Annotated in this window: 10 protein-coding genes and 1 pseudogene; 10 read left to right on the top strand and 1 reads right to left on the bottom strand. The window is 67.9% G+C overall.

Annotated elements, in window-relative coordinates:
• The 10 genes from AC1DZ6_RS11675 to AC1DZ6_RS11630 form a co-directional block, all read left to right on the top strand.
• Positions 1-903, top strand: a 903-nt coding sequence (locus AC1DZ6_RS11675) for an NADH-quinone oxidoreductase subunit N (protein ID WP_477097343.1), incomplete at its 5' end; no start/stop codon positions are given.
• 1 nt (position 904) lies between these two features.
• Positions 905-1657 carry a biotin--[acetyl-CoA-carboxylase] ligase gene (locus AC1DZ6_RS11670; protein ID WP_477097342.1) on the top strand — a complete coding sequence of 251 codons (753 nt, stop codon included), beginning with the start codon at positions 905-907 and terminating at the stop codon, positions 1655-1657.
• Positions 1654-2442 (top strand): type III pantothenate kinase, encoded by a 789-nt coding sequence (locus AC1DZ6_RS11665; RefSeq protein ID WP_477097344.1) that lies wholly within the window; start codon positions 1654-1656, stop codon positions 2440-2442. The genes AC1DZ6_RS11670 and AC1DZ6_RS11665 overlap by 4 nt, the downstream gene beginning before the upstream one ends.
• Positions 2439-4133 carry a ribonuclease J gene (locus tag AC1DZ6_RS11660; RefSeq protein WP_477097341.1) on the top strand — a complete coding sequence of 565 codons (1695 nt, stop codon included), beginning with the start codon at positions 2439-2441 and terminating at the stop codon, positions 4131-4133. The genes AC1DZ6_RS11665 and AC1DZ6_RS11660 overlap by 4 nt, the downstream gene beginning before the upstream one ends.
• A 7-nt stretch (positions 4134-4140) precedes the next feature.
• A complete protein-coding gene (locus AC1DZ6_RS11655; protein ID WP_477097340.1) occupies positions 4141-4869 on the top strand; it encodes a rhomboid family intramembrane serine protease in 729 nt (242 codons plus the stop codon).
• Between the two features lie 95 nt (positions 4870-4964).
• Positions 4965-5396 (top strand): methylmalonyl-CoA epimerase, encoded by a 432-nt coding sequence (mce, locus tag AC1DZ6_RS11650; RefSeq protein WP_477097339.1) that lies wholly within the window; start codon positions 4965-4967, stop codon positions 5394-5396.
• Entirely contained in the window at positions 5396-5656 is a 261-nt protein-coding gene (locus tag AC1DZ6_RS11645) for a DUF1467 family protein (RefSeq protein WP_477097338.1), read from the top strand. Before mce ends, AC1DZ6_RS11645 begins: the two co-directional genes overlap by 1 nt.
• A gap of 389 nt (positions 5657-6045) precedes the next feature.
• Entirely contained in the window at positions 6046-7383 is a 1338-nt protein-coding gene (proS, locus tag AC1DZ6_RS11640) for a proline--tRNA ligase (protein ID WP_477097337.1), read from the top strand.
• A complete protein-coding gene (locus AC1DZ6_RS11635; RefSeq protein WP_477097336.1) occupies positions 7383-8657 on the top strand; it encodes a lipoprotein-releasing ABC transporter permease subunit in 1275 nt (424 codons plus the stop codon). Before proS ends, AC1DZ6_RS11635 begins: the two co-directional genes overlap by 1 nt.
• Positions 8650-9348, top strand: coding sequence for an ABC transporter ATP-binding protein (locus tag AC1DZ6_RS11630; protein ID WP_477097335.1), 699 nt, complete (start codon positions 8650-8652; stop codon positions 9346-9348). The genes AC1DZ6_RS11635 and AC1DZ6_RS11630 overlap by 8 nt, the downstream gene beginning before the upstream one ends.
• Here AC1DZ6_RS11630 and AC1DZ6_RS11625 read toward each other — a convergent pair.
• A pseudogene (locus tag AC1DZ6_RS11625) lies at positions 9349-9676 on the bottom strand (hypothetical protein); the annotation flags it as partial.

Here is a 9676-nt window from a genome sequence, read left to right as displayed (position 1 = left end):
GGCTCCACCCGCTTCGCCGACATCGCCGCCCTGGCGCATGGCGAGCACGGTGTCGGCCTGCTGTTCGGCCTGGTGTTCCTCCTCTGCGGCTTGGCGTTCAAGGTCTCGGCCGCGCCGTTCCACATGTGGACGCCGGACGTCTACGAAGGCGCCCCGACGCCGGTCGTCGGCTTCTTCGCCGCCGCGCCGAAGCTGGCCGCCATGATGATGTTCGCCCGCGTGCTGGGCGACGCCTTCCCGGACTCGGTGGCCCAATGGCGCCAGATCCTGGTCATCACCGCCCTGGCCTCGGTCTTCGTCGGCGCCTTCGCGGGCCTCGCCCAGAACAACCTCAAGCGCCTGTGGGCGTACAGCTCGATCGCCAATGTCGGCTACGCCCTGCTGGGCGTGGCGACCGGCGGCGAGACCGGCATGCACTCGATGCTGCTGTTCATGACCCTGTACATGGTCGACGTCACCGGCTTCTTCGCCTGCCTCCAGGCCCTGTCGCGAGACGGCAAGCCCATGGAGACCATCGAGGACATGGCCGGCCTGGTGAAGCACCGTCCGGGCGTCGCCGTGGCCATGACCGCGTTCTCGCTGTCGGCCCTGGGCATGCCGCCGTTCTCGGGCTTCTGGGCCAAGTTCTATGTCTTCGGCGCGGCCATGGGCTCGGGCGACGTGCTGCTGCAATGGGCGGCGGTGCTGGGCCTGGTCGGCAGCGTGGTCGCGGCGTTCTACTATCTGCGCCTGATCAAGACGATGTGGTTCGACGCCCCGGCCGGCGCGGTGGACAAGCCGCAACCGATCGCCCGCGCGGTCGGCTTCGTGGCCGCCGCCTTCTCGTTCCCGATCGTGCTGGTGGCGCTGATCTGGCTGGATCCCGCCGCCAGGGCCGCCGCGGCGGCCTTTGGCCACGCGTGACGTGACGGGCGCTCTTTCGCCCGCGCCCGTCGTCGTTCTGGACGAGATCGACTCGACCAATGCCGAGGCTCGTCGCCGCGCGGAAGCGGGGGAGGCGGGCCCGGTCTGGATCGTGGGCCTGCGCCAGACGGCGGGCCGCGGTCGCCGAGGGCGGGCCTGGGAGACCGGCGAGGGCAACCTGGCCGCCACCCTGCTGTTTTCCACCGACAAGCCGCCGGGCGAGGCCGCCCAGGTCTCGTTCGTGGCGGCCCTGGCGGTCGCCGACCTGCTGGCCGCCTATGTGCCCGCCGGCCTGATCAGTCTCAAATGGCCCAATGACCCGCTGCTGGGCGGGTTGAAGGTCAGCGGCATCCTCGTCGAGTCCGGCATGCGGCCGACCGGCGGCCTGTGGATCGCCGTCGGGGTGGGTGTGAACCTGTCCCGCAAGCCGATCGACAGCGAGCGCCCCGCCACCGCCCTGACCACCTACCGCGACGCGCCGCCGCCGTCGCCCATCGAGGCGATCGAAATCCTGTCGGCCGCCTTCGCGCGCTGGGAGGACGTCTGGCTGCGCCTGGGCTTCCCCGCCATCGCCGACGCCTGGACGGCCCGGGCCCATGGCCTGGGCGAAGCCTGCGTCGCCCGCCTGGGGACAGAAACCCTTGAAGGGATCGCCGAAGGGCTGGACGGCGACGGTGCGCTGCGTCTTCGTCTGGCGGACGGCCAATTGCGGCGGGTGACCGCCGGCGACGTCTTTTTCGGAGGGGCCTCCTGATGCTGCTGGCCATCGAACAGGGCAACACCAACACCATGTTCGCCATCCACGATGGCAATGAGTGGATCGCCCAGTGGCGGGCCGCCACCGAGAGCACGCGCACGGCCGACGAATACGTGGTCTGGCTGTCTCAACTGCTGTCGATGCAGGGGCTGGGCTTCCGGGCCATCGACGCCTGCATCATCTCCAGCGTCGTGCCGCAGTCGATCTTCAACCTGCGCAACCTGTCGCGCCGCTATTTCAACGTCGAACCGCTGGTGATCGGCGAGAACGCCGTGCTGGGCGTCGACGTGCGGATCGACAAGCCGTCCGAGGCCGGGGCCGACCGCCTGGTCAACGCGGTGGGCGCCCACATGGTCTATCCGGGTCCGCTGATCGTCATCGACAGCGGCACCGCCACCACCTTCGACATCGTCGCCGCCGACGGGGCGTTCGAGGGCGGCATCATCGCCCCGGGCATCAACCTGTCCATGCAGGCCCTGCACGAGGCGGCCGCCAAGCTGCCCCGCATCGCCATCCAGCGCCCGCCCAGTGGGCGCGTCGTTGGCGCCGACACTGTCAGCGCCATGCAGTCTGGCGTATTCTGGGGCTATATCTCGTTGATCGAGGGCCTGGTGGCCCGGATCAAGGCCGAACGGGCCGAACCCATGACCGTGGTCGCCACCGGCGGCGTCGCCTCGCTGTTCGAGGGCGCGACCGACAGCATCGACCACTTCGATTCAGATCTGACCATTCGTGGTCTCCTCGAAATTCATCGCCGTAACACCCATCTAGAGACTCAATGACCAAATATACCGACAAGCCTTCCCCCAAAGACGAGCTCGTTTTCCTGCCCCTGGGCGGGTCGAACGAGATCGGCATGAACTTCAATCTGTACGGCTACGGCCCGGCGAACGCCCGCAAGTGGATCGTCGTCGACCTGGGCGTGACCTTCGGCGACCAGACGACGCCCGGCGTCGAGATCATCCTGCCCGACCCCGAATTCATCGAGGCCCACGCCAAGGACATCATCGCGATCGTCCTGACCCATGCGCACGAAGACCACCTGGGCGCCGTGCACTGGCTGTGGCCGCGCCTGAAGGCGCCGGTCTACGCCACGCCGTTCACCGCCTTCCTGCTGCGCGAGAAGCTGCGCGACGCCGGCCTGTTGGGCGAGGTGCCGATCACCGAGATCCCGCTGGGGGGCAGCTTCGACCTGGGTCCTTTCCACCTGGAAATGATCACCCTGACCCACTCGATCCCCGAGCCGAACGGCGTGGCGATCAAGACCCCGCTGGGCACGATCCTGCACACCGGCGACTGGAAGATCGACCCTGATCCCCAACTGGGCGGCCCCACCGACATCGAGGCCATCCAACGCCTCGGCGACGAGGGCGTGCTGGCCATGGTCTGCGACAGCACCAACGTCTTCGTCGACGGCGTGGCGGGCTCCGAAGCCGGCGTCCGCGTGGCGATGAACAAGCTGATCAAGGGCCTTACCGGCAAGATCGCCGTGGCCTGCTTCGCTTCGAACGTCGCCCGGATGGACACCGTGATCCGCGCCGCCCAGGCCGCCGGCCGCAAGGTCTGCCTGGCCGGCCGCTCGATGCACCGGATGAGCGCCGCGGCCCGCCACGTCGGCCTGCTGGAGGGCCTGGAGCCCTTCATCACCGACGACCAGGCCAAGTACCTGCCCGAGAACGAGGTGCTGTTCCTCTGCACCGGCAGCCAGGGCGAGGCCCGCGCGGCCTTGGCCCGGATCGCCGAAGGCACCCACCCGCACGTCAAGCTCTCGCAGGGCGACCACGTGATCTTCAGCTCGCGGGTCATCCCGGGCAACGAGATCCCGATCCGCAACCTGCAGAACAAGCTGGCCGACCGCGGCGTGCGCCTGCACACCGAGCGCGACACCCCCGGCATCCACGTCAGCGGCCACCCGTGCCGCGACGAGCTGAAGCAGATGTACCAGTGGGCCCGGCCGACGATCGCCGTGCCGACCCATGGCGAGCGCCGCCACCTGATCGAGCACGCCGCCTTCGCCAAGGATCTGCAGGTGCCGCACGCGATCAGCCCGCGCAACGGCGACATGGTGCGGCTGGCCCCCGGCCATCCCGCGATCATCGATGAAGTGCCCTCGGGCCGCCTCTATGTCGATGGCGGCGTGGTGACGCCCGAGAACGGCGAGGCCCTGCGCGAGCGGCGGCATGCGGCGTTCAACGGCATGCTGGCCGTATCGGTCGTTCTGGACGGCAGAAGCCGCATCGTCTCGGGCCCGCAGGTTCGCGGCCTGGGCCTGGCCGGCGACGCCGAATATCCGCTCGACGACGCGCTCGACGACCTGGCGGAGGAGGCCGAGACCGCCTTCAAGCGCATGAAGGACGACCAGCGCGAGATCGACGAGGCCATCGAGAGCGCCATCTCCAAGGCCGTGAAGAAGGCCGCGTTCCGCATCTGGGAACGCAAGCCCGTGGTCGAGACCACGGTCCTGCGGATCTAGACTTTCCATGGACGAGACCAGACCGCCCGCTGRAGCGACGCGGCCGATCGACCCCACGCCCGAGCCTCGCTGGCGGCAGACCCTGCGTCTGCTGGCCGGCGAGGCCTGGCCGCTGGGCGCGTTGACGCTGGTGCTCTGGATCGTCTCGGGCGTTCAACTGCTGGGCAAGATGCAGGGTTGGGACGAGGCCATGCTGGCCCTGGGCTGTCTCTATCCGCCCTATTTCAGGCAGGGGTTCTGGTGGACTCCGCTGACGCATATCTTCCTGCATGCCGGGCTGCTGCACATCGTCATGAACACCAGCGCCCTGGTCAGCCTGGGGCCGGCGATCGCCGTGCGCCTGGGGCGGGACCTGAAAGGGGCGCTGCTGTTCTGGGCCTTCTTCCTGATCTGCGGCGTCGCCGGCGGGCTGCTGTTCCTGGCCCTGCACTGGAACGGCGAGATCTCGGCCGTCGGGGCCTCGGGCGCGATCTGCGGCCTGTGGGGCGCGGTGGCGCGATTGACGTCCGACGGGAGTCTCGCGCCGGTCTTCTCCCGCCAGGTCGGCAAGCAGACCCAGTCGTTCGTCGTCATGAACCTGGTGCTGATCGCCATCGGCTTCGCCCTCGGCAAGGCGTCGGGGCAGGGCGGCCTGATGATCGCCTGGGAATGCCACGTCGGCGGCTTCGTCGCCGGGCTGTTCCTGGTCGAGATGTTTCCCGCGCGATATTGGTGGCTTCGCCAACCGGCCAGGTGATGCGCCGGCGCCTCGGAAACGCCTCGCCGGGGCTCCATGAAGTCGTCTATACCCTCGGAAAATAGAACCGGGCCCTGCAGGACGGACGAACGCTCATGATCGGCAAGCTCAACCACGTCGGCGTCGCCACGCCCTCCATCGACGAGTCGGTGAAGATGTACCGCGACTTGCTGGGCGCCACTTCGCATACCGAGAAGTGGGCCATGCCCGAGCAAGGCGTGTGGGTCTGTTTCGTCAACCTGCCCAACAGCCAGATCGAGCTGATCGAGCCCTATGGCGAGGCCTCGCCGATCCATGGTTTCCTGGCCAAGAACCCCAAGGGCGGCCAGCACCACATCTGCTTCGAGGTGGAAAACATCTACGAGGCCCGCGACAGTCTGGTCGCCAAGGGCGCCACCGTGCTGGGCGAGCCGCGGATCGGCGCCCACGGCACCCTGATCATCTTCGTTCACCCCAAGGACATGGGCGGCATGCTGGTCGAGCTCATGGAAACGCCCGCCAAAAGCGAAAATGGGGAGGCTCACTGATGGGTCCCGTCACCTGCATCGCCGTCTATCTGACCATCTGGTGGACCACCCTGTTCGCCGTATTGCCGCTGGGCAACCGCACCTTCAAGGAGATGGGGATCGAGCCGCCGCCCGGCGCCGACCCCGGCGCGCCGGTCAATCCGAACCTCAAGCGCAAGTTCTTCACCACCACCTGGGTGTCGGCCCTGGTCATGGCGCTGCTGCTGCTGACCATCCATTTCCACCTGATCCGCCTGCCGGATCTGCCCGCCACCTATTGATCATAGAAATGGCGCCCAAGCCTTGGGCGGCGCGCGTCGATTTTGCCGGCGTTCGCCCAATCCGTGGGCGAAGTTCACCAAGTGGCCAGACCAGACGCAATCGGGCGCCCCGAACAATCGTTCGGGGCCTAGGCTCTGACTCACGAGGCCGGGTTTTCCGACCTTGCTCTGTGGCGTCTTCCCCGACGATGACTTGAAAGGCCGCGCGACGACCGCGCGGCCTTCTTTTCGCGGGCGAGGGACCTTTTCCAGCGGTCACGCTTTCTTCCCGCTCACGCCGCCGGCCCACGCCAAAAACCCCAGAACGTCATCTTTTCGCCGCGCGCGTTGCCAAGCTGACGCCCAAGCGGCTATCTCAACGCCTCGAATTCCCCGGAGACGTCTCGTCCATGCGCCTGTCGCGCTATTTCCTGCCCGTTCTGAAAGAAGCCCCCTCGGACGCCCAGATCACCTCGCACCAGCTGATGCTGCGCGCGGGCATGATCCGCCAGGAGGCGGCGGGCATCTACGCCTGGCTGCCGCTGGGCCTGAAGGTGCTCAACAAGGTCGAGCAGATCGTCCGTGAGGAAATGGACCGGGCCGGCGCCATCGAACTGTTGATGCCGACCCTCCAGTTGGCCGACCTGTGGCGCGAGTCGGGCCGCTACGACGCCTACGGCCCCGAGATGCTGCGCATTGTCGACCGCCACGAGCGCGAGCTCCTGTACGGACCGACCAACGAGGAAATGATCACCGAGATCTTCCGCGGCTCGGTCAAGAGCTACAAGGACCTGCCCAAGAACCTCTACCACGTGCAGTGGAAGTTCCGCGACGAACGCCGCCCGCGCTTCGGCGTGATGCGCGGGCGCGAGTTCCTGATGAAGGACGCCTACAGCTTCGACCTCGACGCCGAGGGCGCGCGCAAGGCCTACAACCGCATGTTCGTGGCCTATCTGAACCTGTTCTCGCGCATGGGCCTGAAGGCCGTGCCGATGCGCGCCGACACCGGCCCGATCGGCGGCGACCTGTCCCACGAGTTCATCGTCCTGGCCGAGACCGGCGAAAGCGCCGTCTTCTGCCACAAGGACCTGGTCGAGATGGCCGCGCCTGGTCCGGACGTCGACTGGTACGGTGATCTGCAGCCGCTGGTGGACCAGCGCACGGGGCTCTACGCCGCCACCGAGGAAATGCACGACGAGGCGGCCTTCGCCGCGCTGCCCGAAGGCGACCGCCTGTCGGCGCGCGGCATCGAGGTGGGCCACATCTTCTCGTTCGGGACCAAGTATTCCGAGCCGATGAAGGCCCTGGTCACCGGGCCGGACGGCAAGGACGTGCCGGTGCAGATGGGCAGCTACGGCGTCGGCGTCTCGCGCCTGCTGGGCGCGATCATCGAGGCCAGCCACGACGAGGGCGGCATCATCTGGCCCGAGTCCGTCGCCCCGTTCGGCGTCGGCATCATCAACATGCGCCAGGGCGACGCCGCCTGCGACGAAGCCTGCGAGACCGCCTACAACGCGCTCAAGGCCGCCGGCCGCGACCCGCTGTACGACGACACCGACACTCGCGGCGGCGCCAAGTTCGCGACCATGGACCTGATCGGCGTGCCCTGGCAGCTGATCGTCGGTCCCAAGGGCATCGCCGAGGGCGTGGTCGAGATCAAGAACCGCAAGACCGGCGAGCGCCACACCGCGCCGCTGGCCGAGGTCATCGCTCAGCTCAGCGCCCAAAGCGCTGACAAGGCCGCCTGATGGCCGTCGGCGCCGGTCCGTTCGGAACCTGGGAGCGCACCGTCGCCTGGCGGTACCTGCGCAACAAGCGCAAGAACGGCGGCGTGGCGCTGATCGCCATCATCTCGTTCGCGGCGGTGATGCTGGCGGTCTTCGCCCTGATCACCGTGATGAGCGTGATGAACGGCTTCCGGGCCGAGCTTCTGGGGCGGCTGCTGGGCTTCAACGGCCACGTCTACGCCCAGGGCCCGCTACTGAACGGTCCTGACCGCGACGGCGTCATCGGCCGCATCAAGGCGGTGCGCGGGGTCACCCAGGCCGCGCCGATGGTCGAGGCCCAGGCCATGGTCATCGGCCCCAGCCAGGTTTCCGGCGCCATCGTGCGCGGGGTCACCCCGGCCGACCTGCGCGGCATGAAGATGATCTCGTCCAACATCAAGCGCGGTTCGCTGGCCGGGTTCGGCGAGGGCGAGTACGGCGGCGACATCGTGCTGATCGGCGACCGCATGGCCCGCAACCTGGGTCTCTCGGTCGGGGACGCCATCACCCTGATCTCGCCGTCCGGCCCGGCCACGGCGTTCGGGACCTCGACGCGCGAGAAGGACTACACCGTCGGCGGCATCTTCAGCGTCGGCATGAGCCAGTTCGACGAGAGCTTCGTCTACATGGCGCTGCCCCAGGCCCAGCTGTTCTTCGGCCGCGACACCTCGATCGACTACGTGGAGATCAAGGTCACGGACCCGGACAAGGCGAAGGAGATCAAGCCGATCATCGAGCAGGCCAGCGGCCCGGGCGCCTTCGTCCAGGACTGGATGGACAAGAACTCCAGCTACTTCAACGCCCTGCAGATCGAACGCAAGGTGATGCGGCTGATCCTGTTCATCGTCGTGGCCATCGCCACCCTCAACATCATCTCAGCCCTGGTCATGCTGGTGAAGAACAAGGGGCGCGACATCGCCATCCTGCGGACCATCGGCGCCAGCCAGGGCGCGATCCTGCGGATCTTCATGATGGCCGGCGCGTCGATCGGCTTGGCCGGCACCCTGGCCGGCCTGCTGCTGGGCGTGCTGTTCTGCGCCAACATCACCGCCATCCAGAACTTCGTCGAATGGGTCACGGGCGCGGCGGTGTTCAGCGCCGACATCTATTTCCTGGCCCACATCCCGGCCAAGATCGACTGGAGCGAGGTCGGCGTCATCGTCGGCATATCCACCGCCCTGAGCATCCTCGCCACCCTGCTGCCGGCCATCAGCGCCTCGCGTATCGATCCGGTTGAGGCCCTGCGCTATGAATAGCCCCGCGACCAGCCCCATCCTGGCCCTGCGCGGCGTCGAGCGTACCTATGTCACCGAGGCGGGCTCGCTCAGCGTGCTTCGCGGCGTGGATCTGGATGTCTATCCCGGCGAGGTGGTCGGGCTGATCGGCCCGTCGGGCTCGGGCAAGTCGTCCCTGCTGCACGCCGCCGGCCTGCTGGAGCGGCCCGACGCCGGTCTGATCGCCCTGGACGGCCGTGACTGCTCCAAGCTGTCGGAACGCCAGCGCACCCAGGTGCGGTTGACGACCGTCGGGTTCATCTACCAGTTCCACCACCTGCTGCCCGAGTTCAGCGCGATGGACAACGTCGCCATGCCGGCGATGATCGCTGGCCGAAGCAAGGCCGAGGCCCGGGTCAGCGCCACGGAGATGCTCACGCAGTTGGGCCTGGCCCAGCGGCTCGACCATCAGCCGGGCCAACTGTCCGGCGGAGAGCAGCAGCGCGTGGCGATCGCCCGCGCCCTGGCCAACAGCCCCAAGCTGCTGCTGGCCGACGAGCCGACCGGCAACCTCGACCCGACCAATTCGGCCGCGGTGTTCCAGGCCCTGTACGAACAGGCCCGCCAGCGAGGCGTGGCGGCCCTGATTGCCACCCACAACATGGAGCTGGCCCGCTACATGGACCGGGTCTTCGCCCTGAAGGACGGGCACCTGGTGCCGCAAACCTTCTAGCTAGAACAGGTATCGCAGCGCGGTCTGCACCACCGTCTGGGTCTGCTGGGGCGTCTCGCCCAGCCTGATCCGTTCGGGGCGGTCGCTGTCGATCCGCATCCCCTCGAACACCAGATGGACGTTCGGCCGCACGTCCCAACGATAGGCGACCAGCGCGGCCCAGCCGTGCTCGGCGTTGTCGTCGACCGCCTTGTTGGTGCGGTCGGTGGTCGAGAACTGATCCAGCCGGCCGGTCAGCGAGCCGGGGCCGAGATCCCGCGTCGCCGAGACATAGGCCGCCTGGAAGCCGACATCGGTCCACAGCCCCTTGGCGGAGGAATAGCCCATC

The organism is Caulobacter sp. P1_B12_2 (assembly GCF_056406675.1).
The sequence above is the reverse complement of the archived record's forward strand: the minus strand, read 5'-3'. Positions and strand labels throughout refer to the sequence as shown.